The organism is Paenibacillus sp. FSL F4-0236 (assembly GCF_038000135.1).
Lineage (GTDB): Bacteria > Bacillota > Bacilli > Paenibacillales > Paenibacillaceae > Paenibacillus_AQ.
On record NZ_JBBOBK010000001.1, the window covers coordinates 2,764,978 to 2,791,494 of the forward strand.

Consider the following 26,517-nt stretch of genomic DNA (forward strand, 5'->3'; position numbering starts at 1 on the left):
TTCATGAAACGATCTCTCATTCGGTACGGTTTGAAAACTCTTTTGGCACTTGTGTTAGTTGTATCTGCATCATCACTCGCACTAACTTCAACGACGTACGCTGGAGTGCCAATTCCTCTCAAAATTATTAATGAACACAGCAATAACGTGCTGTCAGTCAGCGGAGCGGATTCACAAGCAGACGGTGCGCTTATCGTACAATACATCGATCAAGGAGCAGAGTATCAAAAATGGTATCTCGAAATTGCAGAAAACGGATATTATAATTTCAGAAACATAGCTAGCGGAGATTTATTGGATGTCAACGGAGCATCTTCATCCGATGGGGCCAGTGTTATACAATGGCCGAGCAATAACGGGTGGAACCAACAGTGGGAGCTTATTCCAACTGGTGAAAAAAACATGTATAAAATTAAAAACCGAGCCAGTGGCAAGTTATTGGATATATCGGGACAAGATAAAACCAGCGGTGCGCAGGCCATTCAATGGAGTGATAACGGCGGTCACAATCAGCACTGGTATATAGAATATATACGAAAAAATTAAGCTATTGCCAAATACAAGAAATGGCGGTGCAGGGAAACATCCCGAGCATCGCCATTTCTTAATTTAACATATTTTAGGATTGTTATTCCTTTTGATAGCAGAACCAATCATAATATGCGATTGTTCGGTTGATAGAGTAGTTATACATCCCAAAGAACACTCCGGTAAATCCGCCTGCCACTTCAGTAGAGATCAAGTGTGTCTCCGCTTCACCTAGTGGATGCCATAACTGATCTGCACCTCGATAAGAGAACAAATATTTCTCAGGTAATGCTTGAATCTTCAATTCTACGACTGTGTCTTCCAATGGAGAAGAATATTTCACATCACTTATGCTACCCACTTGTCTTCGCAGCGTAATCACATTTTCACCTTCTACCTGGGTTAGTCCGATTTCGTAGTTATACATCTGATCCATAAACACAACAAGACCCGCTTCATCACCATCTAGTGGGTTGAATTCCATTTTAGTGGAGATTTCACAATCCAAGTGACGCTGTCTACAGCCAATAAATGCAGGCGTTCCCTGTTCACTTAATCTCACATCAGCTCCATGTAATGCTAGCCACCCTGGTCGCTCCTGCAAAGACCAATCGACTTTTTTAGCATTGCGAATAAAATTCCAGCTCATTCCTAAATCAGATCGATTAAAATCATCGGTCTCAGGCTCGTCTTCCCATAGCACCGGTGGTGGAGTGTCAGCTTCCATTTCTAATCCAACATCACCGTGATCTCCAATCATCGGCCATCCATCTTCACTCCAATGGACCGGAGCAAGAAATGTCTCTCTGCCAAGATGATGTCGATATGGATATCCTACTGGTCGAATCCCTAGAAATACCGCCCACCAGCTGCCATCCTGTGCTTCTACCAGATCGCCATGTCCCGTAGCTTGTATAGGGTAATCCGAGCTCCGGTGAGTCAAAATGGGATTCCGGGGTGAGGATTCATAGGGTCCATAGGGTGATTTACTTCTTGCTATGGTTTCCATGTGTCCATATTCTGTCCCGCCTTCAGCACACATTAAATAATAGTAGCCATTTATTTTATAAAGATGTGGTCCTTCAGGAAATTTACCGCCACTGCCTGTCCATATCAAACGAGAATGGCACAGCTTATGGCCCGTTTCAATATCAATCTCACATTGGTAGATTCCCATACCATCCTTGGTGCCAGTGCTTGTAAAATATACTTTTCCATCGTCAAAAAATAGGGATGGATCAATCCCTTCCTGATCCACATAAATAGGATCCGACCACTCACCTGCTGGATCCACCGTCCAAACATAGAAATGTCCACCGCTATCCTGATTTGTCGTCACCATGTAGAATCGACCATTATGATGACGAATAGTTGGTGCCCACACCCCTCCAGACACGACCGATTTATCAAATTGAAGCTGGGAATCACGTGTTAAGCAATACCCGAGCTGCTTCCAATGGACTAAATCTTTACTATGCCAAATGGGTATTCCCGGAGAGTAAGCAAATGAACTGTTTACCAAAAAGTAATCCTCGCCTACTCTGCAAATGCTTGGATCTGGATAAAAACCTGGTAATATCGGATTGTTATATTTCATGAAGCATTCTCCTTTTGTTGAACATTTGAATCTATGTCAAGGATTATACTCCACTAGCTAAACGATAAACCTTGATTATCCAGTCGTAAAATAGCATGATATAGACATTCATCTAGACATGCTTTTGGAGGGTTACGAATTGAGCGAATTTTATTTGAATTGGTTTACATCAGATCAGAAATTCCCATTCTTTATTCAATACGGCTTTCACGACAATGATACTGACCTTCATAGACATGTGGACTTTTCAGAGCTCGTAATCGTCTTGAGTGGTACTGCTACGCATATTGTGAATACCGAAGAATCATTCATCAAGAAGGGGAATGTTTTTGTGATTAACGGTTCAACCCCGCATGCTTTTAAAGATCCTCAGGATTTTAAGATCTGTAATATTATGTACAAGCCTGAAATGCTGTCGACGGCTGGATCGGATCTGCGAACTTCGAACGGCTTTCAGGCGCTGTTTGTATTGGAACCGTTGTATCGTCATAAACATGCCTACACAAGTAAACTAAGCTTGCCAATTCCCATGCTGGAGTTTGTCACTGCACTCATTGCCGGTATGATTGAAGAATATAGCCACAAGCTTCAAGGATATCAGACGTTGCTCGTCTCACGGTTTATGGAACTGGTTGTCTATTTATCAAGGCATTATGAAAAACAGGATAAAAGCAGCCAGGATAATCATCTAATACATTTGGCGAAGTCGCTCTCTTTTATGGAAGACCATTATCTTGAAGCGTTGTCGCTGGATCAAATCGCCGTACACGCAGGGATATCTGTTAGACACTTAAACCGGATCTTTCGCTCTTACTATCAGACGACTCCAATCTCCTATCTCCATCGAATGCGTCTGGAACGGGCTTGCAGCTTGTTGAAGCATTCTAACTTCAGTATTACTCAGATCTCACATGAAAGCGGGTTTAGCGATAGCAATTACTTTACACGACAGTTCACCAAAACCTACGGTATGTCTCCTACGGCTTATCGGAAGAAGCTATAAAGGAACTGTTCACTCGCCCTTTTCAGAAGGAATTGTGTCGTTAAGTTCTTTGTTCCATAGAATAGCTTAATGATGTTTCTGGAGTTCTACTTGGTCAAAAGAGGTGAAACGATGAGTTTTTCTATGAACGGGGGAGCGCCCTCTGGATATTACCGAAGCGTCTTGGAACTTGAAACAGAATGGGGACAAAAAAGAACTATCCATGAAGGTGGACAGGTTATTCCGTTTGATTTCGGTCAGGTGGCCGAGTTCACCGCTCCTAAAAGCATTGAATCGAGTATTCATCCTGCACTGACGCCTTATTGTTTACAGCCGTTTGGCGGATACGTAGCCACTATCTCGAGTGGAAGGGTATGGGGAGAATCTGGTGCTGTTCTATCTCCGGAGGGAAAGCTGATCTTTGATCTGTCACAGGAATATGACGCCGTTCAAAATAGAATGCTAGAAGCAGAAGAACACCCTGTGTTCCACCGGTGGAATGATCCAAAACTTCAATACTTAGAAGGAACCGTGGCTGTGTTGACGTTTTGCGGAAGCCATAACTATTTCCACTGGTTGTATGATGTGCTCCCTAGGCTGGCGATGCTTAAAACGAGTGGAATTCCTTATACCTCTATCATCATGAATCCAAATCCATATGGACCATTTGTGGAACAAACCTGGGCTATGCTCGGTATATCAGAGTCTTCAGTAATCCGGACAAATCCTGAAGCTTACTTTGAAGCTGATCAGCTACTTGTCCCTTCTTTGATGATGAATTCCCACTATCCCCCGTGGACCACGGATACGCTACGTAAATTATTGCTGCCTCATAGGGAATCAACACTCCCTACACCTGAGCGTATTTATATTTCTCGAAACAAAGCAAGCACCAGGCGCTTAGTCAATGAAGAGAAAGTTATACGCTGCCTTGAAGAATATAGCATTCAACCTATTTATCTTGAGGATTGGACGGTTGCCCAGCAAATCCAGTTATTCGCTTCGGCAAAGGTAATCATGGGAGCACATGGCGCTGGACTGGCCAATCTGGCTTTTTGTCAATCTGGAACACAAGTTATTGAAATTGTTCATGAACAGCATGTCGTTCCAACGTATTGGATGATCAGCAACCATAACGCTCTTGATTATTACATGATGTATGGTCAAGGCTGGCCAGATCCTGCTATTCGTTTTCCGGGGTTCGAAGATATCTATGTGGATATAGATCGTCTGAAGCAGATTTTGCATTTGGCAGGTTTGAATACTTAGCCTATCGTCATTGAGCTTGTCTACGCTTCTTAAAGAGAAATTTGCGGGTTTCTGGTTTTTTAAAGCGATGTGTGTGTTTTGTTCAATACTGAACAGGTCCTATAAAAGTGTTCATTTTTTTTGAAAGTAAGGAGAAACTCAATTGTCTAAAGTGGATAGAAGGATTCTTAAATCGCAAGAAGCACTTAAGAAAGCTGTTATTGAACTGATGTCCGAGAAGAATTTTGACGACATTACCATACAGGATCTCTCCGACAAGGCAAATGTAAGCCGAGGAACCATTTATCTTCATTATCAGGATAAATATGATTTATTAGACAAGCTTATCGAGGAACATATAGAAGTTCTTAGAGTACTTTGCGAATCGGCAGCAGATTTAGATTTTATTGAGGCCACGTTAAAGTGGACGGAATACTTCGATAATCATTATTCTTTTTTCTCTATGATGCTGGCGAGCAAAGGCGCCCCTTATTTCCGTAATCGGTTCTTAACCTTTCTTCAAAAAGAGTTTAGACATGAAGTAAATGTAACGAAAGGGATAAACCACGGATTAAATGAAGAGGTTATGATTAGTTTTGTGGCATCGGCTTATGCAGGGGTAGTGGAATGGTGGTTCAAGAATGAGAAGCCTGTGACACATCAAATCTTGGCTGAACAACTTGGGACTTTGTTGGAAAGAAATTTATAGCTCCGCCATCGGAAAACCGATTGATATACAAAGCACCGCCTGATAAATTCTTCAGGCGGTGCTTTGCTTTTATTTTTCTGCAGAACGGTTCTTATTTCCGGTAATTCTTCGTTCTTTCATCCTCTATAACACCATTCCAATTCATTCCAAAGGCAAAATCATATACATTTCCTTCTGAATCCGCATGACATTCCATGTCATGTGCCACATCTTCCAGCTGCTCTTCTACCGTTTGCATACCTGATGGCATTTGTACTGGGAGCAATCCCGAAGGCTCCTCGGCACCCGTTAACACCTCCATAAGTGCTTGATCCTGTAACCCAAAATTAACAAGTATAGCATCAGCCTCTCCCTCAAATTCGGCAACAACCGAAGGATTGGACAATAACATCGACACAATTACCGGTTTGTCTTTCATCAGCTTGCGAGCTTCCAGGACACGATCCAGATCGCTCTCATTATGCGTAACAACGGTTTTTCCTTTATAAGAACGGTTAAGTACATCGTTATCTCGCGCATCTCCAGCTAAGCTCTGCTCCCGAGCATGTTCCGCAGTGTACGGTCTATATTGCAAGCTAATGGGCACATAGCCGTTACCGCCTTGCTCAGAATCTTCCTGACTAAAGCCTACTCCTGATTTAGGACTGCTTATGAAGACAAGAGCAAAGTCTGCTATTTCCGGCTGATCTGTCACATGATAATATTTAGACACAACATCCAGGTTCACCGGATATTCTGTCTTTTCCGGCGTTGGGTTGCCGAACCAATCCTTTCCTGCTGGAGTATAACGCTTCGGAACATATACGGTTTGTTTCGCTGCCAACGGCAATACCCGATTTTTGTTCTTCAGCAGCACGATCGACTTCAGCTGTGCTTTATAGCCTGATTGCATAAACTCAGGATTCCCAACAATCTGAGCGCTCTCCTCAGGCTTCAAATACGGGTTCTCGAAGAGACCCAGACGGAAAATATTAAGTAGAAGCCGAACAGCTGACCGCTCAAAGCGATTCCGCATCCATACCTCTCCATGCTCAGCTACTCCCATTCGGTATGCTTCAAGGACGGGCTCCATCTCATTATTGCCGCCGAATTGGTCAACGCCTGCCATCAAGAGCTTGTAATGCCGTTCTGCGACGGACATACCCTCTACGCCCCAAGGTTTACCACTGAGAAAGGAATCCTTACTATCTGATTCGTCTGCTGTAATGAGCCAATCTGTGCACACAACGCCATCGTAACCGTATTTTTCCCGAAGCAGATCGGTAATAAGATAGGAACTATAAGAGTTTCCGACATTCTCCCCGTTCACTTGATCTTGATCTGTAGAAATTGTGTAGTATGGCATGACCGCTGAAGCCTGCTTGGTTGGACCATCCAGCTTAAAAGCTCCTTCTGTAAAAGGAATAAGATGTTCATCAAAGTTACCGCCCGGATAGACAGCATATTTGCCGCAAGCATAATGTGCGTCCCTTCCGCCTTCCCCGGAACCACCGCCAGGCCAGTGTTTTACCATAGCGTTCACGCTGTCATATCCCCAGCCTTCGTTAACCTCCCTGTCATCTTCCGAGCTCTGGAAGCCGTCGACATAAGCCTTTGCCATGTCAGCAGATAACTTCGAATCCTCGCCAAAAGTGCCGTTAAAACGAAACCATCGTGGATCTGTAGCAATATCGATTTGCGGCGATAGCGCCGTCCCTAAACCAAGTGCACGATACTCACGTGAGGCAACTTGCCCAAAACGATAGGTGATCTTCGGATCGAAGGTTGCCGCAAGACCCAGCGTCTCCGGCCACATGGAGATTTGCCCACCAGCTCCAGCATTAAACTCTGAGCTAGAATCTGAGCCGTGGCGTGGGTCGGAGCTGTTGTTGGCTGGAATCCCAAGGCCGGTTCCTTCTGCAAATGCCTGCACCTGATTGTTCCACAGAGCAGCTATTTCTGGACTCTCCACGGTGGTCACCAGAATATGTCTCAGATGGTCCTGTGCCAGAAATGCTAATTGTTCATCGGTAAGCTCCCATGGTTTGGCTCCGCTCTCCTCATAAGATTTACCGTTATATGTTCCTGAGAACCAACTGCTACTAAGTGCTGGGATGGATTGATGACGACTATACAGCATGAGTCCAGCAATTTGTTCAATACTCATTTGTGAAGCTAGATCTTCAGCCCGCTCTCGCGGTGTCAATCGCCAGTCCTCATATTTATCCAGCTTGCCATTACGATTCAGATCTTTGAAGAACAGTCCATCCTGCTCGAGAATCTGCACTCCAGAATCCGGGGAATAACCCAAGGTTGGACCGCCCTTATTGCTTACGTAAGAAATGGTATGAAGGCTTTTAGTGTTAATAGTCTCTCTCTGATTCATATGGTTTCCCTCCACTGTTTTCTTGTTTGTTTTTTCTTAGACCAGATTGGCTTTTTGTGATTGCGCTTCGACAGCTGTTAGTTCAGCAGTTTGAGCTCTTTTCTCTGTTCCCACTTCTGGAAGTGGCTTCACTGCCAGCATACCGAGTATAGTGCAGACGGCAAGGAAGATGTAAAAGAAGGTCCAGCTGCCAATGCCTAACAGCACAGGAGCGATTGCTGGAACAATGGACTGAGGCAACGCATTAGCTACGTTCATAATTCCGAAGTCTTTGGCGGAATCCTCTTTACTTGGAAGAATCCGTGCAACGAGTGCCATATCTACGGCTGAGAAGCAGCCAAAGCCCAATCCGATCACTGCAGCTCCGGCAATGTAGGCCGGATAACTTGGCACAAAGGCAAACAACAGAACCCCAATAGCAATGATGAACCCTGAAACAATCAGGAATGGTTTTTGCTTACCAAATTTATCTGACAACACCCCACCGAAGATACTTGTAATTGCAACACCCACTAACATAACGATATTAATCGTAGCAACCTTTGCGGTGGCCAGCTCTTCCGTAAGTCCCATCCGGTTTACCAGCATGACTGTGAGGTATAAAGTGCTACAATATCCCATCATGATCAGGAACTTGGATACGAAAGCCCAAGAGAATTCCGGGAATTTACGTGGACTAGGAAAAATCGTACTCAGCTTCTTACCCAGAGATATTTGATTATGTGTCTTGGGAACAAGTTCTACTTTACCTTCTTTAATAATCAACGTACTGAGAAGTGGACCTATGATGCCGATTACACCTAGCAAAAGCCACTTAATTTCTGAAGAAACTGAAGTCATCACTGTCATCATGATCATCCCTACCGTCATAGCGATTGGAATAGTGAGACCGATTAATCCGGAGATTGTCCCTTGTTTCTCCTGAGGTACTTGGTCTGGAATAAGCGCTGTATAGGCTGCCATCCCTACATTGAAGAAAAATTGTGCGACTGCCCAGCTAATCATGATCTGCCAAGGCTCGTTGGCGAAACCAGTACATACCAGCGCAGCACAGCCAACTAGTGGACCTAGGATAATCCACGTGCGCCGCCGTCCGAACGAAAGATGGGTTCGGTCACTGAGTGCACCGCCAATCGGATTTCCGATAAGAGCAAAGAATGCACCTATTCCTGCAACCAGTCCATAGGAAGAGGTATATCCATTCGGATCCACTTCAATCATTTTAAAGGTCAGCAGCAAGGTGGCAGGTGTCATCAGTGCCAGCATCATCATGCCGTAACCAAGCAGAATACCAAAGGTCAATCTACGAAAAGGGGTGTGAACCTGCCCTTTAGTCGATGCTCCAGTCATTGTAATTCCTCCTCGTCCTTTTAGAAAACGTTTACAATTTGATTATAAAATAAACCACCTCTTGGAGGAGAGGTGGTCAATTACACACTTTTAGGTTCATTTTTAATCTAAATGAAAGCGTTTCAATATTATTCATCAAGATGAAGCTTAAAAATTGACTCATTTTCTCAAAACAATGGAGTCAGCTCAATGAGCTCTACGCTATGAGGTTCCATTCTAATGACAACAGAAAGCTCTTCACCTACTTCAAGAAGCTGAATCTGTCTACCTGGAAGAGAGGCAGCTTTTAGATAAGCAGTGTCCTCTACAGTCAGAACGGGTGGAGCCCCCATTTCTACCCACTTGTCAAAGCTGCTGCCATGTGCCCTGCTGATCGTATGGTTCACTTGCTTATATCTGCCAGATGGTAATCCAGTTAATGTGAGTTCAATTTTAAGATGCCTCTCGTTTTTGAAGCCATTATAACGACTAGTAGGTGTAATGAATGAAGTATCACCAAGCGCGTACAAATCATCAAAGTGACAGTAATTATAAGCCAAAATCTGATAACCACCTCTTCCAGCCGCCACAATATAACCCTCTTCATGTGCGACTAGCCGATCCCCCAGTTTAGCGAGCATTTCATAGGCATGCATAGCGGCTTTCGGAATTCCATACTGAGCCATAAGTCCAAGACCACCATGAAATATCCGGGATGAAGCCGCCGTTTCTTCAATATTGTCACTCAGTACCCAATATCCGAACCCATTGATACTGTCGAGATTTTCGATGATATTTTTTACGATATATGCAGCTTTATATAATGTGTCATTGGTCAGTTCACGATGAAATGCCGTTGAATTCCATTCGGTTAAATATAGATCTTGACCTTTAAGTCCCAAATCAGCGAGCAGCCCTATTTCACGCTCCAGCGATTCCTTCAAATAATCGGGGTTTGGGGACACTTTGTTGAACCCCTCTACTGTAAGTGGAGATATTTCTTTTTCACTTAATCGTTCTTTAGGCTCCCAATTTTTACTAAGCAGATCATCCATGTCCTCATGCGGATAAAAATGTAACGGGATAAAGTCTGGAAGACAACCCCGTTCTTTGCAGAAAGCGAAAAACTGTTCACAAAACGCATTGGAGTTCAGAGTAATAATTCTACCAGGAGCGCCAATCTGAAGGTTCAGAGAGATGGCTTTGAGGGTATCGAACGTTCGGGCATACAATTCGTTGTACACTTCTTCCGTCGCAGGCCAGAACAAACCATATTCCGGTTCATTCCAGAATTCAAACTTCCAGCTTTCAATCTCTTCAAGACCATATCGATTGATACAATGGCGAATAAACCGATCTACCAATTCGCACCAGCGGTCCATGGATTTAGGCGGACTCACGTAACTCTTTTCATAAAACACATGTTTACTGCTGTCTGCTGCGAGATCAAAAGGCATAAACCCCAGTTCTATAAAAGGCTTCAAGCCGATCGATAACAAAAAATCAAACAACTGATCTACAAAGCGAAAATTAAAATGTGCCTGCCCTTCGTGATCCTCCTGGTACACCATCATTGAATCATCAAAAATTCCATGAAAACGCAAATAGCGAAACGGACACCGCTCTTGTACATATTTCAAATGAGCTTGTACATCACTTTGAAGTCCTTCATTTGCTTTACTAATCGTAATGATATTTTTCCAGCTATGCTGGATTTGCCGCTGAATCCTGTCTAATGGAATACTCGCAGATAGCTGAACAACCGCATGTACGGGTTCAAGCTGGTGCGACTGACTACGCCGGAGGAATTGCCGAACAATGCCCAGTGCGCTGGATTGATTAAATGCTAAGTAGCCGGAAGCAGAACCTTCCTGTTTCGCATGAGTTTGAGGCCGATATTTTTTGCGATATTCATGTGGTGTAATATGATATCGGCTTTTGAATGCAGCGTAAAAAGATTTTGCGTTTGGAAAGCCCTGCTCAAGTGCCAGCTCAGCAAGCGAATGCTCTTGATCTCTTAAAAGGGCTTCTACGGTATTTTTTAAACGAATGCTGGTTAAGTAAGTCTGGAAGTTGACCCCAATGTTCTCGCTAAAAAATTTGGACAAATACGGCACCGACAAATACTCTCGTTCTGCGATTGTCTGCAGCGACACCGGGTCTTTATAATGTTCATCTATATAAGTGATGATGCTCATCATTCGTTCCATATATTTTATATTCATCGCTTCGCCGGAATTTGGCAGTTTGAACTGTTTGACCAAAATAGAGAATAACCCAAGCATACGTGCTTCCATCTCCAGCTCATAGGCTTCTCCGCCTTTATACTTAAGTTGTACCATTTCAGCCATGAGCTGACGCATGTTATCTAAGCCATTTTGCTTCTCAGGACCGACTTCAGCAGAATAACATTCAAAGCTGATCTTCTCCACATTGTGGATATGCTGCTTAAGATAGGTTGTTGGGATTTGAAAGGTAGCGATGATATTCTGATCTAATCCGATAACTTCATGCACGTAACACTGGTTAATGAGTAGCATATCCCCTTCTTTAAGCCTATATTGACGGTTTCCGGTCGAAACCTCTAGATTGCCGGACAGCACAAAAATCAGCTCCACACTCATATGCCAGTGATTCGGCACGAAGTTGACACTATGTAAAGAAACATCAAACGGTAGTTTGCCTTCGGTCTCAAGCTGCTCATAGCTGGAATGGCTCACATAATCACTTCCTTGTTTACATTATCTTGTAGTAGCATACAATGTAGCGTTTTGGCGGTCAATTCGTTGGTCTGTGGTCACCTCTCTAACAAAAAAACACTGATCCAAGTCAGTGTTTTTTCATAAGCCATACAAATGTTTCTTTAAATCGCTCGTTTGAACTGGGTATTGTATAACTCGTAATAGGCGCCCTGCATCGCAAGAAGCTCCTCATGACTTCCTTGCTCAGCAATTCCTCCACCCTGGATCACGAGTATGCGATTGGCGTCCTGGATCGTACTAAGCCTGTGGGCGATTACAAAGCTTGTTCGACCCTTCATCAAATTCTTCATTGCTTGTTGAATGTGCATTTCCGTACGTGTGTCCACACTACTGGTTGCTTCGTCAAGAATTAATATGGCAGGATCAGCTAAAATTGCGCGAGCAATCGTTAACAGCTGGCGCTGGCCATGACTCAGATTACTGCCTTCTGCATTGAGGAGGGTCTCGTAACCATGCGGCAATCTTTTGATAAAAGCATCCGCATTGGCTAGCTGAGCCGCTTGCTCAATCTCTTGATCGGTCGCATCGAGTCGGCCAAACCGAATATTCTCACGAATCGTTCCCGAGAATACATGCGCATCTTGCAGCACCATCCCTAGTTGACTACGAAGTGCGTTTTTATCCAGCTCTCGGATGTCGCGACCATCAATTCGTATGGAACCGCCATTCAAATCATAAAATCGGATCAGCAGGTTAACGATGGTTGTTTTACCTGCTCCTGTTGGGCCAACGAGTGCAATTTTCTCCCCAGGTTTTGCTTCAAACGTAACGCCCGACAGAATCGGGGAATCCGCTTTGTAAGCAAAAGAAACGTCCTGAAAAACAACCTCCCCTGTTAATCTTGGGAGATCCTCACTTTCTTCATCCCCGTATTCGGACGGCATCTCCAAAACCTCAAACACACGCTCTGCACCAGCGATTGCAGATTGAATTAAATTGTACTGGTTAGCAAGATCAGAAATGGGTCTACCGAACTGTTTGGAATAGGTAAGGAAGCTAACGATTATACCAACCGTAGCCATGTTATGGAAAGCCATCCAGCCCCCAACCCCGGCAATGATCGCAAAACCAAGGTTATTAATCATGTTCATCACGGGTCCTACTAATCCTGATACGATTTGTGCCTTAATGCTGACCTTATTCAGTTCTCCGCTTATTTTTCGGAATCGTTTAACTTCTGACTCTTCCCTACTGTATTGTTTGACCACCTTTTGTCCGCTGATGGTTTCTTCGATGAACCCGCCAAGTTCACCTAAATGTCGCTGCTGATTTCTAAAATAAGTGCGGCTTAAACCAATGATTTTTCGACTAGCCAATAATACGAGCGGGATCGTGATTAATGAGACTACAGTCAACGGAACGTTCAGCATTAACATAATAACGAGGGAGCCGCTTAGTGTAATCAAACTATTTAACAATTGGGTTACACTCTGATTGAGTGTGCTGGATACACTCTCTATATCGTTAGTTGCCCGGCTCATCAATTCTCCGTTAGCCCGAGTGTCAAAAAATTTAATGGGCAGCTGCTGATACTTGCTGAACAGATCACGGCGCAGCTCAAAAACAGTATTCTGCGAAACAGATGTCATGACGTATGCTTGCACCCAGGCAACTACACTGCCTAGCCCATAAATGCCAATAAGGAGTATGCAAAACCGAATAAGACCCTGATAATCGTGTGGAATAACCGCAGTATCAATCGCTTTACCGATGAGATACGGTCCGATCAATGAAAGAAGTGCATTCAACACAGTAAATACATATACAATGATTAACCCGAACCGCTGACGATTCAAATAAGTCCAGATGCGTTTAAGCGTGCTCGCTTGATTTTTGGCGCGCACGATTGGCACAGCGCCGCCGCGTCCGGGGCCAGATCCCGGTCCTATTCCTGGTCCGAATCCGCCTGGTCTATGGATAGGGGGAGTGTTCATGCCGTTGTCATGCTTTGACATAAGGAACCTCCTCCCCTTTCATCTGTGATTTCCAGATGTCTCGATAAATTTCACTGCTACTCATTAGACCATCATGTGTACCTTGTACAGCAATTCGGCCGTTTTCTAGAATTAAGATGCGGTCCGCGTCAATCACTGATGTGACACGCTGAGCAATCATTATATTAGTGCTGCTACTCAGCCGTTTTTTTAACATTTGCCGAATTCGTGACTCAGTCGCCGCATCGAGCGCACTCGTACTGTCATCCATGATGAGAATTGTTGGCTGTATTAACAACGCCCTTGCAATCGAAAGCCGTTGCTTCTGCCCACCGGACAAGTTGATGCCTCGTTGGCCAAGCACTGTATCATAACCCTGTGGTAGCTCTAAAATAAAATGGTGCGCTTCAGCAGCTTTTGCTGCTTGTTCCACTTCTTCATCCGTAGCCTCCGGTCTGCCATATCGGATATTATCACGGATTGTTCCGCTGAACAGAATGGCTTGCTGCATAACGTAACCGATCTTGCGACGTAAGTGTTCCAAAGAAATTTGCCGAGTGTCGGAACCATCAATTGTGATTGATCCAGAAGAAACATCGTAAAGGCGTGGAATGAGGCTCACCAAGGTTGATTTACCAGCGCCTGTGGCTCCAAGGATGGCTACAGTTTCACCTGGATCAGCAGTGAAATTGATGCCATCTAACACGAGGTTCTCATCCGCAAGATCATAGGCAAAGGAAACGTTGTCAAATACAATTCGACCGTTTAGTAGCTTATCTTTTTTAGCTTCGGTTACGTCTGTAATCTCGCTGATCGTAGAAAACACTTCATTCTCCCGATCTGCGGAGACCTTTGCACGCGAGAAGAATGTGAGCATATTGCTCAACATCAGCATAGACATCAACAATTGGGTGATATAGTTAATGAAGGCGATTAGCTGACCGACCGGCAGCGAGCCGTTCCAGCTCTGCAGCCCACCAAACCAAAGAACAGCTACGATACTAGCATTGAGCACAAGCATCATGAGCGGCATATTTAACGACATTAATCGCACCGCTTTTATCGCAGTTTCTGTGTAATCCTTATTAGCTGTATTAAACCGTTTCTGTTCATGCTTAGCACGGACGAAGGCTTTGACTACACGGATACCCGATAAATTTTCCTGTAATACTGTGTTGACGCCGTCTAATTTGACCTGCATTTTCTCGAACAAAGGGAAAGAAAGTCGAATCAACCCATATAATATTGCAACCAGCAATGGCACGGCAACGACAAGGATAAGGGTTAGTGAAGGACTAATCCGTATAGCCATTATCAAGCTGCCGATTAATAACAATGGAGAGCGAATATTCCGCAAAATCATCTGAACAAAGGTTTGTAGCTGTACCACATCGTTTGTTAAACGAGTAATCAACGAGCCCGTCTTCAATTGGTCCAGATTCTTGTTTGAGAATTTCTGAATATGTTCAAACAGGTTAATCCGTAAATCATTCCCGAAATTTTGTGAGGCGATGCTCGAAAAAACGGTGCAGCCCACCCCACCAATTAGACCGACAAATGCTACTCCAAGCATGGTCAATCCCGTCGAATAAATATGTGATAAATCTTTCGTCATAATCCCATGATCCACAATGCTCGCCATTAGTGTAGGTTGAAGCAAATCCATAAACACTTCGAGCATCATCATAAGTGGTGCTAACACAGACCACAACCAATATGGCCTTAAGTAACTCTTAAGTTTCCACATTCCATCACCTTTTAAGATAAATATGTGATTTTTGATTTCATCGGTGTTCTTGGCTTAGCATTTGGAACTTCCTCCGGATATCCAATGCCAAATAGTCCAATCACATCGTAATCTTGCGGGACACCTAGAATTTCACGATTATGAGGTAAAGCACCTAAAGAAGCCCAATAGGCTCCAACCCCCACTTCATGTGCAGCTAATAAGAAGTTCTGTGCGAAACAAGCGGCAGCCATAACATTCTCGTCACGCTCAAACGCTGTTGCACCAGGTTTAGATAAGATAGCAAGAACTACAGGAGCATTTCCGAAATTCGTCTTATGCTTTAATTTAGCTCTAGTCTCAGGCCCGATAAATAGGAGTTCCCAAGGTTCGTTCATACGATGGTTTGGAGCATAACTAGCTGCTTCCAGCCAATTCAATAAATCATCCTCATGAATCGAATCCGCCTTAAATTGCTTAATACTTCTACGGGTTTTTATAAGATCAATGGTTTTCATTTTTTTGATCATTCTCCTCTTTTTTAATTTCGCCAACAGTCTTATCTTCCGGCGTTACTTCATGAATCTGAAAAATATGGATAAACTCTTCAATAATCGCTTCCGTTGCCTTCAATTCACCGCTAATCACTTGCTTGATCGAATCCAGCTCCGGTGTTTGCAGCTGCCGCTGTAAAGTGGCTCGATTCACATTAAGCTTTTCCAAAAATGCTAAAGCTCTGCCGCGACGAAAAGTTTGAGCACTTTTTGGGGGACCATCCATAGAATCCATCCCATGTCTGCTCATATGCTCGCGATCTCTATGCTCTCCACGGTCTTTGTGTTCCCCATGTTCTCTATGACCGCGTTTTCCGAAATGTCCATCACGCATATTTACTCCTCCTTTACTTTGTATACATATGTATACGTTTCGTTTATGTATACAAATGTATACGAGATGATCTAATCCTGTCAAGTTTTATTTTTCCATTTTGTAACATCAGCATTATTCATTTCTGAATTCCAACAAACAACAAAAAAACCCGCGTAAAGCGCAGGCTTAAAGAGAGAAAAGAAATACAAGATAACTGTATTTCTTCTTATTAATTCTTATTAATGTATAATCAATGCTGATTGCTTATTGACTTTTATCTTTTCTAAAAAGCGTTTCTTCAGCAACCTGCGCTAGTTCCTCCGCTTTTAAGCTTATCTCTTGAATCGTTGCAGAAAATTCTTTAATTGCTCCTGATTGACTACCGGTAAGCGCGTGAATATCAGAAAACGTATGATTTAACCGTTGCAACAGTTCCTGAATATTCTTAGAAATGCCATTAATCTGGTCCACATTTTCCTTGGAGCTCGTCGCCAGCTTCCGAATTTCATCGGCAACAACCGAAAACCCTCTCCCAAATTCTCCTGCTCTTGCCGCCTCAATAGAAGCGTTAAGTCCTAACATGTTGCTCTGATCCGAAATCTCTTTAACCACAGTCGAAATCTTTCCGATCTGCTGAGCACTGGAGCTAACATCCTTCATTTGGTTTGTTATGTCTGTCACACGACCGGTAAGATGAGAAACCGATTGGCTGATGTCATCAATAGATGCCGTTGTCTGTTCGACAATAGCGGAAAAACTCTCTGCCATTTCAAAAAGCTTATTCGCCTTCTCGAGGCTTGTCCCCATACCGATACCACCGATTACCTTGCCCTGCTCGTCATGAAGCGGTATCGCACGTGCAGCAAGCGGAAAACCAAACAGCTCTTTCGGAACGACAGCTGATAATGCTGTATCATTCCTAATCGCATTTGTTACAATATCCCCTTCCATCAGTGGATCCCCAGGATTGACATTCAGCGAGAATGTTTTCCCCGGAATGTTGATGATCAGTTTTTCCGTGTCATAAATGCCAATTGTAATGTCATCGTTATAGAGACTATTCAGCAGTGGAGCCACTTTTACGAAAGCATTAATCAGTTCATGCTGTGTTTTTTCTACATTTATCTCATTCACGTTTTATCCTCCAAACCCTTAATAAGGGAGTTTTCTTTGTCCATAATTAACTGAAATCCATTTCATCGTTGTAAATTCATCCAAGCTCCATTTCCCATTTAAACGGCCTATACCGGACTGTTTTTCTCCTCCGAAAGCTACAATCGGCTCATCGTTAATCGTGACATCATTCACATGAACCATTCCAGTGTGGACCTTCTTAGCCATTTCTACACCACGCTCAAGATTGGAAGTATGAATTGCTCCGCTTAGCCCAAAACGCGTATCGTTGGCAATTTCAATAGCTTCCTCATCCGTTTCGAACGGAATGATACATACAACTGGTCCAAACAGCTCCTCTTGTGCAACAGCCATATCCGTTTTAACATTAATAAGGATAGTAGGCTCTACCATTCGGCCGGTAATCTTACCATGCAACAGAGGAACAGCGCCTTGTTCTATGCCCTTAGCAATTAACTTTTCCAGTGTCTCTGCTTGGCGGTGGTTGATGACTGGTCCAATGATGGTCTGTGGATCACTCGGATCACCTGTTGTAAGTGTAGATACCTTCTCTTTGAATTTATTTACAAAATCCTGATAGATCGTCTTATGTACAATGATTCTGTTGGCAGACATACAAATCTGACCTTGATGTGTGAATCTGCTGAATGTCGCAGCTTGTACTGCGTAGTCGAGATCCGCATCTTCCATGATAATGAACGCGCTATTGCCGCCAAGCTCAAGTAACGGCTTTTTGAAGTTCTTGATTGCCAGTTGACCTATATAGCTTCCAACCTTAGTCGAACCCGTGAAGGAAATGATTCTCGGAATCGGATGCTCGACGAACGCGTCGCCAATCTCCTTTATATCCGTCACTACAACATTTAATAGCCCCTTCGGTACACCTGCTTCTTCAAAAATTTTGCCGATCAGAGTTCCACCCGTAATGGGTGAATCCTCGTGTGGTTTAAGTACCACACCATTTCCAGCACCCAGCGCAGGAGCAACCGACTTCATAGACAAGAAGAAAGGAAAGTTAAAAGGACTAATCACCCCAACCACGCCTGCAGGGATGCGGTACAGCCGATTCTCCTTACCATCCTCTGTAGAAGGCAGGATCTTACCCTCCATTCTAAGTGGGAACGTTGCCGCTTCTTTTACCATATTTTTTACAAGACCAATCTCAAATGCTGCCTTCAGCCTCGTTCCACCCAGTTCCTTAACAATAATGGATGTAATTTCTTCCTCATTCGCTTCAATATATTTAACAGCGTTCTCAAGGATGTCACGTTTAATATACGGGTTAACCTTATCCCATTCCAGCTTTGCTTTATAAGCTGCTTGATAAGCATCGTCAATGTCAGCAACGCTGGCAATTTGAAAAGTATGGATTACATCATCATTATATGGATTGATGTCTGTCAGTGTTTTACTACTCTTCCCTTCTCTCCATTCCCCACCTATAAATTGTTTTCCTAGTTCTGAATAGTTCATAATATCCCTCCAGTGTATATAAATACCAAACAATCTATCTATTTATCGACATAATAGAGATAGTTGTGAAGTCAATTTTCATATTCACGTAAACGTCATTTCAACGACACATTATCTACCTCCAATAAAACAAATCAAGTATTGACAAGGTACAAAGAATAGAACTATAATCTAAACAATTCCCAGAAAAATACTATGAATTACATAAAATTCGAAACATCTAATCATAATTGGGTTGTCCAGAAGAAGGAGTGTAGACAAATGCCAAATGTTCAAACTTTCAAAGCAACTGCCCATTTACAAGATGGGGTTAAAGTCATTACAAAAGCAAGACAATTCGAGCTCGTCATCGATGAACCACAAAATCTCGGGGGGACGGATACAGGAATGAATCCTGTTGAAGCTTTGCTTGCTTCTTTAGGGGCCTGCCAATCTATTGTGGCTCGAGTTTATGCTTCCAAATTTGAGGTAGAGCTTGAAGATTTCAGAGTAGATGTTGAAGGTGATCTGGACCTCGATGGATTTTTCAACCGTTCTGAAGTCCGTCCCGGCTATTCCGATATTCGATATACATTCTACATAAAGACCCCATCCCCTGCCGAGAAGGTCGAAGCATTCGTACAATTTTTAGAAAGCAAATGCCCTGTTGGTGACACGATTGCTGCCCCGGTAAATCTTAAGCTGAACCGTATCGTGATTGAAAATTAACCGATTGATTAGCTAAATATTATCAAGGGCTGTGAGGTTGCATCAAGCAACTTTACAGTCCTTTTTCATTTCAACCTCTCATCCATCATATAATACTAAAAATGAAGGACCTCGGAGGTACCTAAGGAATGAATCCTATACTGAGCACAGTAGATAATGAGATCGAGCGTTTAACGGCATTCCTGATTGATCAACAGCAGCAAGATGGATCTTGGCACTTTTGTTTTGAGAATGGAATCGTTATCGATGCCTATGTCATCATTCTCTTTCGGATTTTGAACGTACAGAATGAAGCCCTGATTCGACAGCTACATGATCGCATTCTTGCTGAGCAGCAATCCGCTGGATTCTGGCAATTGTATAGAGATGAAAAAGATGGTAACTTATCCACCTCGGTTGAAGCCTACTACGCCCTTCTCTATTCTGGGTACAGTAAGGTGACAGATGAGCCGATATTGCGCGCAAAGCATTATATTCAATCCAAAGGAGGAATTGGAAAAGTAACTAGCATCCTAACCAGAGTCATTCTCGCAGCTACTGGTCAGAGCAAATGGCCTTTATCAATCTCTTCGATTCCCCTAGAAGTTCTGTTGTTCCCGTCTTATTTTCCTATTAACTATTTTGAGTTCTCTGGCTATTCAAGAGTGCATCTCACGCCTATGCTTATTATGGCCGATCGACGTTTCTCGATCTCAACAGCGAATGCTCCTGATCTATCTGATCTCATAGACACACGCATTGAAGATGCTGAACCCGCTTCCCGTGGATATCATGAGCTGCAGGACGTTATTCAAACTGGCCTAAGCAGACTTCTTGGAAGCCCTCGCTACATTCACGAAGTTGCCCGAACCAAAGCAGAACAGTTTATTCTCCAGCGGATTGAATCCGACGGGACTCTATACAGTTACGCAACTAGTACAATTCTTATGGTCTATGCCCTTCTGGCTCTGGACTATGACCAGCAGCATCCTCTGATTACGAATGCCATAGATGGGCTTACCTCGATGCAATGCCGTTCTGAAAGTAAAACAACAATTCAAAACTCTCCGTCTACGATATGGGACACGGCTCTAATCGCTTATGCTTTACAGGAGTCACAAATTCCTGATCATCATCTCGCGATTCAACGTGCTACTTCGTATCTGCTGACCAGACAACAGCATAAAACTGCTGATTGGAGTATTCATAATCCGGATACAACTCCGGGGGGATGGGGTTTCTCAGAATCTAATACGATTAATCCGGATGTGGATGATACGACCGCTGCTTTACGAGCCATTCGAAGTTTATCAATAAATCAGCCATCCTATCTAGAGTCATGGAATCGTGGGCTGAACTGGGTCCTATCGATGCAAAATAAAGACGGTGGCTGGCCAGCTTTTGAAAAAAACACCAATAAAGAAATGCTCACTTGGCTCGCAATCGATGGGGCTAAATCTGCTGCTATTGATCCCTCGGAGGCAGATCTAACCGGGCGCACCTTGGAGTATCTCGGGAACTTTGCCGAGCTTGATACGCGAAACGAATTCATCGGGCGAGGTGTGAAATGGCTGATTCAGCAGCAGGAGAAGGATGGCTCATGGTACGGAAGATGGGGCGTTTGTTACATCTATGGGACATGGGCTGCCTTAACAGGATTGCAGGCCGTTGGCCTGCCACTGGAACATGAAACATTGCAAAAAGGAGCGAATTGGCTCCTAAGCATACAGAACTCGGATGGGGGTTGGGGGGAATCTTGTCATAGTGATCGGCTTTTGAAGTATGTACCATTAGGCGAAAGTACGCCTTCCCAAACCGCATGGGCGCTTGACGCACTCATCACCATTCAGCCGAAATCAACAGCTGCGGTGGAAAAAGGGATTGAAAGATTAATCATGTCTATTCATGAAGAGGATTGGAAAACTTCTTATCCAACAGGCGCTGGTCTCCCCGGCAATTTCTATTCTAATTATCATAGTTATCGCTATATCTGGCCGTTACTCACACTGAGTCATTTTAGAAAAAAATACGGTCAAGGATAATACTCGGTAATAACTAGCGTAGTCCTGCTTCACTTCTCAAAGTGTCTTATAAAACTAGATCGCGCCTTATGTAGTCCTTTTTGGGAATCTAGCTCCCCTTTCCAATACCCCGCTCCGGTATGTATTCATCAGTTCAAACAAAAATTCGTAAAAAACATCAGAGCAGCGATCATCCGTTATTGGAGAATCGTTGCTCTGATGTTATGAACCGGGGGTTGAATACTTTTGTCCGTTACACTTCCTTCTAAATTACCAATCCATTTATAGCTGTACAAAATACAGTTAAACACCTCGCTGATCCCCGTTACCTTCATCCGCCTCCATACTGTTACACAGAGGGTTGCATTACTCAATTTACTTTTTGGTGCACGATACCGAAATATCCCCATTCATGAAATAGGCGTAATCGTCGGTGGTTTCGGTGACCGTTCCCAAGCATGAGTTAACTGCAATGTTGCAGCATAGGTAATCAACGAAACGAATAATGCTCCAGACAGTTCAATGATCTGCCCCAGGTCCATTCGCTCCAGTATACCGTGAGCCGTCATCCCGCAAATCGTCATGATAATTCCTCCCGCGCCCACCTTGAATACAATACGAAAATCAAAATAAAATCCGATCGTTCCTGCCACAGACAAAAAATTCAGCAGTGTCAGCAGTAAAAGCCCCAGTCCGAACCCTATAGCAACCCCTTCGATGCCAATATTAGAACCGAGAACAAAGATCGCAATCACTTCAAAAATATTCGTAAGAATATGGTTCCACATGACGGTTGATGCTTTCCCCAAACCAAGCAGTATCGCTTGCAGTGGTGCTCCAAAATAATAAAGGAAAAATAAGGGGGCAATCAACCTTAGCAGCTCGCCCGCTTCTGGCGAATGATAGATCAAAGTAGTTAATGGTACAGCCCATAAGTACAGGATGATTGTACATGGAAGACCTACAATAAGCGCGGATCGCATAGCCATATCCATCCGACTATGCATAAGCTTGCTATTATTGCTTACACTCGCTTCGCTGATCGCCGGAATTAATGCAGTGGACAACGATTGAGTGAAGAAGCTGGGGAGAAACAACATGGGGAGAGCATATCCCCCTAAAAGTCCGAATTGCTTAGTCGCCATCTCAACCCCCACACCAAACAGGACTAGACTTTTCGTAATCAGCAATGGGAGAAACGCATGATAGAGAGAATGAATAAATCCGCTGCCTGTCATCGGTAAGCCGATGCGCAGCAGATCTTTCAACGTACTGTCTCCTTTGGGTGAAAAACTTGAACTAGGCGGTGGGGTGGTTTTGATCTTCCCTCGATTTGCCCATTTGAAGACAGCAAACAAATAGAGCAAACCAAAACCTTCGCCGATCACGGAAGCCGCCATAGCGCCCGCAGCTGCATAAGCAATCCCATAAGGCAGCAAAACGTTGACAACACCGATAATGACAATGATTTGCGCCAAATTCTCAATAATATCGGAAAAGGCCAGCGGGTTCATATTCTGTTTTCCACGAAAATAACCTTTCAATACAGCTGACATCGCGATAATTGGAATGATCGGCGTAATAGCGACCATAGCATAATACGCCCGCTGATCGGCTAAAAAAACCGACGCGATCCATTTGGAGCCAAATAGAGCCACTAAAGTTAGTATAATACTCAACGTACCCGTAATACTTAAAGATACTGTGAGAATTCGCTTTACTCGCGCTTCATCCTGCTTAACCTCAGCTTCTGAGACAAGCTTTGAAATCGCAACAGGAAGCCCCAGCTCTGTCAACGTAATAAACAAGGGTAGCAGTGGATGAGCAATCATAAGCAGCCCTACCCCCTCGGCTCCTAAAAAACGTGCCAGCAAAACGCCATTCAAAAATCCAAGCCCTTTTGTAAAAAATGACGACACGGTTAAAATGAACGTGCCACGAATAAAGCTTTGTTTACGCATCCCCATTTCTACGCATCTCCACCTATGGTTTGTCCTGGCCCTACTTTCTAACTTATTCGAACAAACACAAGTACATGCTGACAAGTATTTGTAAAGTATATAATATGCAAAAAGCCCGACACACCATAGTTGGTGTACCGGTCAATTTCCTCATATTTTAGTATCCAATAAAGGAGTCGAAATCAACCCTACATACTCATGTGGAGCAGTGGAAATGAAATATATGAACCCCCTCAACAATAAGTACAACAAAAAAACCGCGAAATATATCGCGGTTTTTAGAAATGAACTATATTTACTATCTATCTAACATTAATGCATGACACCTAGTCGATTTTATTGAATTCAATCCAATCGATCTGCAAACCTGGTTTGATGAACTCCAATTTCATATCATAAAGACCTGCTTCGAGTTCAACTTTCACAAGCTTTTGTCTGATCCACTGACCTTCAGTACCATTTGTTTGAATGGTTGTCATCAATTGATCATTCACTGATACATTGCACGCACTTTGAGCCAGCTCAGGTTCCGTTGACATGATATGCACCAGGATACGGTATTGACCAGCCTGTTCCACTTTAAAGCTAGTCGATCCTTCTACGACAGGTTTAACCTGTGGATTCTGTGATAAGGATTGAGCTTGTTCTTCAGTAAGTGAAGGATTAGCTTTAAAGAACTCTACAGTTTCTACAATTTCCTGTTTTCTAGAGAATACAGGTGCATTCATGATAAACTCACAAATGTTTATGGCAGAACGTTGGAGCTCTCCACGGGTTAACGTGCCATTTTCCAACGACTCAATGGTGTTATCATTCCATCCGTTAATTTCTGAACCATAGTTAGGTACAACCATATAGAGGTCGTTTTGTGCACGAACCATCCAATTTGTAAATTTCCGATCTGCTGGTCCACCATTAACTACATCATTCATGATCGCCCACCAGTCAGTCATTACAATGCCTTTAAAGCCCCACTCTCCACGAAGAATCGTGGTGTTCAAATCATAATTCGAAGCCGCCCAGTGTCCATTAACTGGATTGTAGGAGGTCATTATAGAATTCGAACCGCCCTGCTTCACGGAGATTTCAAAACCTTTCAAATAAATCTCACGAAGTGCACGTTCAGACACCACGGCGTTTACTTTACTACGATGTTTCTCCTGATTGTTACAAGCGAAATGCTTCATCGTAGCGGTTGAGCCGCCTTTCAAGATACCGCGAGTACATGCAGCAGCAAACACCCCAGAGATCAAAGGATCTTCTGAAAAATACTCAAAGTTACGTCCATTAAGCGGACTGCGTCGGATATTAAGGCCAGGTCCAAGCAAGGAATCCACGTTATTTCTTAACAACTCTTGCCCTTCCATAACATAAAGCTCTTCTACCAAATCCGCATTCCAAGTAGCTGCAAGAAGCGTTCCGATAGCAACTTGAGTCGCCTTTGCTCCGCTGTCCATACGAATCCCTGAAGGACCATCAGCTGTACAAGCCACTGGAATTCCGAGATTAAATAAACTGTCACTTACGCCTCCAAATGCAGAAGCCGTGCCCGGTGTAACTAAAGGACTGCTCATCCCTTCACCACGTACAATTGCAGCCAAATCCTCATCACTGAGCTGTGCAATGAAGGCTTCCATGCTAACCTTCTGTTCATATACGTCTCTTAATTTATATCCTTTATTACCTGTTTGTGAGATCGTCTCTGGAAGATTAGTTTCAATTCGCTCAGCCAACGAAATTTTACGTTTAGGAACTTCAACATAAACAATCTCGTACGAACCGTCCGCCTTCTGAGCACCTGGCATCATTCTCGTAAAGCTTTCTGTAGGCGCGAGCGCTTCTTGCAATTGCTCCACAACTTGAAGAGTTTCAACGACATAGCCGTCTTTACCCTCAACACCGACTGCCACCACTTGTTTAACACTAGTTCCCACATACAAGCGGTACGTTCCTTCTTCGAGAACATAGGCAGAAGCATGTCCTGTTACGCCTGCGTCATCATAAGAAGCCATAGAATGAGCTGAGAAACTCACGGTAAGGCGCTGTGCTTCACCCGGTTCAAGAACTTTCGTCTTACCGAATGACACCAGAGCTTTAGCTGGTTTACCAAGCTTACCTTGCGGAGCTTCATAATAGACCTGAACAACCTCTTTACCAGCAAAGGAAGTTCCTGTATTGGTAACGGTTACGCCGATTTCAATGAAAGACTCGCCTTCTTTGGTAATCAACTTGGCTTCTTCTGGCTCGATACTAAAAGTTGTATAAGATAAACCATAACCAAATTCAAATTGAATCTTATCTGGGCAAAATGTCTCGAAATAACGATATCCTACATAGATATCTTCCTGATACAAGTTCGTAAATTCATTGCCGTAATTCTGTGTTGATGGGTAATCATTGATGGAATAAGCGATTGTATCCGTCAGTTTACCACTTGGAGTTACCTCTCCAGACAGCACATCTGCAATCGCATTTCCGCCTTCCATACCACCCTGCCATGAATAAATCACAGTTGAAATTGGATATTTATAGCTTTCATCGTTCATCCAGTTCATATCAATAATGTTGGAGACATTCAGGACAACGATTGTTTGCTCAAAATATGTAGTTACCTGCTTCAGCATTGCCTGTTCAGCATTTGTTAATTGGTAGCTGCCCGGTGCATCAGCATTATCCTGATCTTCCCCTGCCGTGCGTCCAATTACAAGAATGGCTTTATTCGATTTGTTTCTAGCTTCGGAAACCAATTCATTGCTCAAAGACATTTCCTTCTGATGCCAAGGTTCTGCAGCCCATGCGCCTCCACCATTATCAAATGGATTCTGTTCAATCCACTTTTCATAGACAGCAGCCAGCTCTTCGTTAACTGTAAAGTTCTTCTTAGTGCGAAGACCATCCAATAAATTGGTCGTATAAGTAACATGGACACTACCGCCGGAACCTGTACCACTGCGATAATAATTCACTTGGGATCTGCCAAAAATCGCAACATTATCGCCTTCGCCAAGCGGAAGTACCTGATTATCATTCTTCACCAGCACCGCACCTTCAGCGGCTACTGTCCGGCTAAATTCTGCAAAACCTTCTAATGGAATTCCCACATTCTGTGTGCTCAACTTATTTCCTCCTGTTGTTCAATTCTATAGGTTGTTTCTTGAAATCTTCAATTCCTTTAATAACATGCTAACAAT

At 43.5% G+C, this 26,517-nt stretch carries 19 protein-coding genes; 6 read left to right on the forward strand and 13 right to left on the reverse strand.

Annotation, left to right across the window (positions count from 1 at the left end; translation table 11 throughout):
• The first annotated feature begins 3 nt into the window (after nt 1-3).
• On the forward strand, nt 4-546 hold the full coding sequence (locus tag NSQ29_RS12480; protein WP_052404286.1) for an RICIN domain-containing protein: 543 nt from the start codon (nt 4-6) through the stop codon (nt 544-546).
• 82 nt (nt 547-628) lie between these two features.
• On the opposite strand, the gene NSQ29_RS12485 is transcribed toward NSQ29_RS12480, so the two are convergent.
• Complete coding sequence (locus tag NSQ29_RS12485) at nt 629-2,125, reverse strand: glycoside hydrolase family 43 protein (RefSeq protein WP_341125210.1); 1,497 nt, start codon at nt 2,123-2,125, stop codon at nt 629-631.
• Between the two features lie 139 nt (nt 2,126-2,264).
• Between NSQ29_RS12485 and NSQ29_RS12490 the strand changes: the two genes are divergently transcribed.
• The 3 genes from NSQ29_RS12490 to NSQ29_RS12500 all read left to right on the forward strand — a co-directional run bounded on the left by NSQ29_RS12490 (nt 2,265) and on the right by NSQ29_RS12500 (nt 5,064).
• The gene (locus NSQ29_RS12490; protein ID WP_341125211.1) at nt 2,265-3,128 is read left to right on the forward strand and encodes an AraC family transcriptional regulator; all 864 of its coding nucleotides are present in this window, start codon (nt 2,265-2,267) and stop codon (nt 3,126-3,128) included.
• Nucleotides 3,129-3,239: 111 nt separating this feature from the next.
• Nucleotides 3,240-4,376, forward strand: coding sequence for a glycosyltransferase family 61 protein (locus NSQ29_RS12495; protein ID WP_341125212.1), 1,137 nt, complete (start codon nt 3,240-3,242; stop codon nt 4,374-4,376).
• A 142-nt stretch (nt 4,377-4,518) separates the two neighbouring features.
• Nucleotides 4,519-5,064: a TetR/AcrR family transcriptional regulator gene (locus NSQ29_RS12500; RefSeq protein ID WP_341125213.1), complete on the forward strand. Its 546-nt coding sequence runs from the start codon at nt 4,519-4,521 to the stop codon at nt 5,062-5,064.
• A gap of 91 nt (nt 5,065-5,155) precedes the next feature.
• On the opposite strand, the gene NSQ29_RS12505 is transcribed toward NSQ29_RS12500, so the two are convergent.
• The 9 genes from NSQ29_RS12505 to NSQ29_RS12545 form a co-directional block, all read right to left on the reverse strand.
• A complete protein-coding gene (locus NSQ29_RS12505) occupies nt 5,156-7,429 on the reverse strand; it encodes a glycoside hydrolase family 3 protein (protein WP_341125214.1) in 2,274 nt (757 codons plus the stop codon).
• 36 nt (nt 7,430-7,465) lie between these two features.
• On the reverse strand, nt 7,466-8,779 hold the full coding sequence (locus NSQ29_RS12510) for an MFS transporter (protein WP_339803869.1): 1,314 nt from the start codon (nt 8,777-8,779) through the stop codon (nt 7,466-7,468).
• 167 nt (nt 8,780-8,946) lie between these two features.
• Nucleotides 8,947-11,478 (reverse strand): GH39 family glycosyl hydrolase, encoded by a 2,532-nt coding sequence (locus NSQ29_RS12515; RefSeq protein WP_341125215.1) that lies wholly within the window; start codon nt 11,476-11,478, stop codon nt 8,947-8,949.
• A 143-nt stretch (nt 11,479-11,621) separates the two neighbouring features.
• Complete coding sequence (locus NSQ29_RS12520; protein ID WP_081951118.1) at nt 11,622-13,475, reverse strand: ABC transporter ATP-binding protein; 1,854 nt, start codon at nt 13,473-13,475, stop codon at nt 11,622-11,624.
• A complete protein-coding gene (locus NSQ29_RS12525) occupies nt 13,462-15,201 on the reverse strand; it encodes an ABC transporter ATP-binding protein (protein WP_341125216.1) in 1,740 nt (579 codons plus the stop codon). The genes NSQ29_RS12520 and NSQ29_RS12525 overlap by 14 nt, the downstream gene beginning before the upstream one ends.
• A gap of 11 nt (nt 15,202-15,212) precedes the next feature.
• Nucleotides 15,213-15,698 (reverse strand): nitroreductase family protein, encoded by a 486-nt coding sequence (locus tag NSQ29_RS12530; protein ID WP_339271252.1) that lies wholly within the window; start codon nt 15,696-15,698, stop codon nt 15,213-15,215.
• A complete protein-coding gene (locus tag NSQ29_RS12535; protein ID WP_052404285.1) occupies nt 15,685-16,068 on the reverse strand; it encodes a hypothetical protein in 384 nt (127 codons plus the stop codon). Before NSQ29_RS12535 ends, NSQ29_RS12530 begins: the two co-directional genes overlap by 14 nt.
• A 246-nt stretch (nt 16,069-16,314) precedes the next feature.
• Entirely contained in the window at nt 16,315-17,184 is an 870-nt protein-coding gene (locus tag NSQ29_RS12540) for a methyl-accepting chemotaxis protein (RefSeq protein ID WP_042188141.1), read from the reverse strand.
• An 18-nt stretch (nt 17,185-17,202) separates the two neighbouring features.
• Nucleotides 17,203-18,660: an aldehyde dehydrogenase family protein gene (locus tag NSQ29_RS12545; RefSeq protein WP_341126758.1), complete on the reverse strand. Its 1,458-nt coding sequence runs from the start codon at nt 18,658-18,660 to the stop codon at nt 17,203-17,205.
• Nucleotides 18,661-18,918: 258 nt separating this feature from the next.
• Between NSQ29_RS12545 and NSQ29_RS12550 the strand changes: the two genes are divergently transcribed.
• On the forward strand, nt 18,919-19,365 hold the full coding sequence (locus tag NSQ29_RS12550) for an OsmC family protein (RefSeq protein ID WP_042188137.1): 447 nt from the start codon (nt 18,919-18,921) through the stop codon (nt 19,363-19,365).
• A 128-nt stretch (nt 19,366-19,493) separates the two neighbouring features.
• Nucleotides 19,494-21,386 (forward strand): squalene--hopene cyclase, encoded by a 1,893-nt coding sequence (shc, locus tag NSQ29_RS12555; RefSeq protein ID WP_341125217.1) that lies wholly within the window; start codon nt 19,494-19,496, stop codon nt 21,384-21,386.
• Nucleotides 21,387-21,562: 176 nt separating this feature from the next.
• Here the strand turns inward: shc and NSQ29_RS12560 are convergent, their stop codons facing one another.
• From NSQ29_RS12560 to NSQ29_RS12570, 3 genes are all read right to left on the reverse strand, one after another.
• Nucleotides 21,563-21,775, reverse strand: coding sequence for a hypothetical protein (locus NSQ29_RS12560; protein ID WP_341125218.1), 213 nt, complete (start codon nt 21,773-21,775; stop codon nt 21,563-21,565).
• On the reverse strand, nt 21,776-23,332 hold the full coding sequence (gene spoVB / locus NSQ29_RS12565) for a stage V sporulation protein B (protein ID WP_341125219.1): 1,557 nt from the start codon (nt 23,330-23,332) through the stop codon (nt 21,776-21,778).
• 320 nt (nt 23,333-23,652) lie between these two features.
• Nucleotides 23,653-26,442 carry a glycoside hydrolase family 3 C-terminal domain-containing protein gene (locus tag NSQ29_RS12570; protein ID WP_341125220.1) on the reverse strand — a complete coding sequence of 930 codons (2,790 nt, stop codon included), beginning with the start codon at nt 26,440-26,442 and terminating at the stop codon, nt 23,653-23,655.
• Between the last annotated feature and the right edge of the window lie 75 nt (nt 26,443-26,517).

Excerpts from the sequence above, each read along its gene's own strand:
- NSQ29_RS12480 (WP_052404286.1), top strand. The coding sequence starts at position 4 with ATGAAACGATCTCTCATTCGGTACGGTTTGAAAACTCTTTTGGCACTT.
- NSQ29_RS12485 (WP_341125210.1), bottom strand. The coding sequence starts at position 2,125 with ATGAAATATAACAATCCGATATTACCAGGTTTTTATCCAGATCCAAGC.
- NSQ29_RS12495 (WP_341125212.1), top strand. The coding sequence starts at position 3,240 with ATGAGTTTTTCTATGAACGGGGGAGCGCCCTCTGGATATTACCGAAGC.
- NSQ29_RS12505 (WP_341125214.1), bottom strand. The coding sequence starts at position 7,429 with ATGAATCAGAGAGAGACTATTAACACTAAAAGCCTTCATACCATTTCT.
- NSQ29_RS12510 (WP_339803869.1), bottom strand. The coding sequence starts at position 8,779 with ATGACTGGAGCATCGACTAAAGGGCAGGTTCACACCCCTTTTCGTAGA.
- NSQ29_RS12520 (WP_081951118.1), bottom strand. The coding sequence starts at position 13,475 with ATGTCAAAGCATGACAACGGCATGAACACTCCCCCTATCCATAGACCA.
- NSQ29_RS12525 (WP_341125216.1), bottom strand. The coding sequence starts at position 15,201 with ATGTGGAAACTTAAGAGTTACTTAAGGCCATATTGGTTGTGGTCTGTG.
- NSQ29_RS12530 (WP_339271252.1), bottom strand. The coding sequence starts at position 15,698 with ATGAAAACCATTGATCTTATAAAAACCCGTAGAAGTATTAAGCAATTT.
- NSQ29_RS12535 (WP_052404285.1), bottom strand. The coding sequence starts at position 16,068 with ATGCGTGATGGACATTTCGGAAAACGCGGTCATAGAGAACATGGGGAA.
- NSQ29_RS12550 (WP_042188137.1), top strand. The coding sequence starts at position 18,919 with ATGCCAAATGTTCAAACTTTCAAAGCAACTGCCCATTTACAAGATGGG.
- shc (WP_341125217.1), top strand. The coding sequence starts at position 19,494 with ATGAATCCTATACTGAGCACAGTAGATAATGAGATCGAGCGTTTAACG.
- NSQ29_RS12560 (WP_341125218.1), bottom strand. The coding sequence starts at position 21,775 with ATGGGGATATTTCGGTATCGTGCACCAAAAAGTAAATTGAGTAATGCA.
- spoVB (WP_341125219.1), bottom strand. The coding sequence starts at position 23,332 with ATGGGGATGCGTAAACAAAGCTTTATTCGTGGCACGTTCATTTTAACC.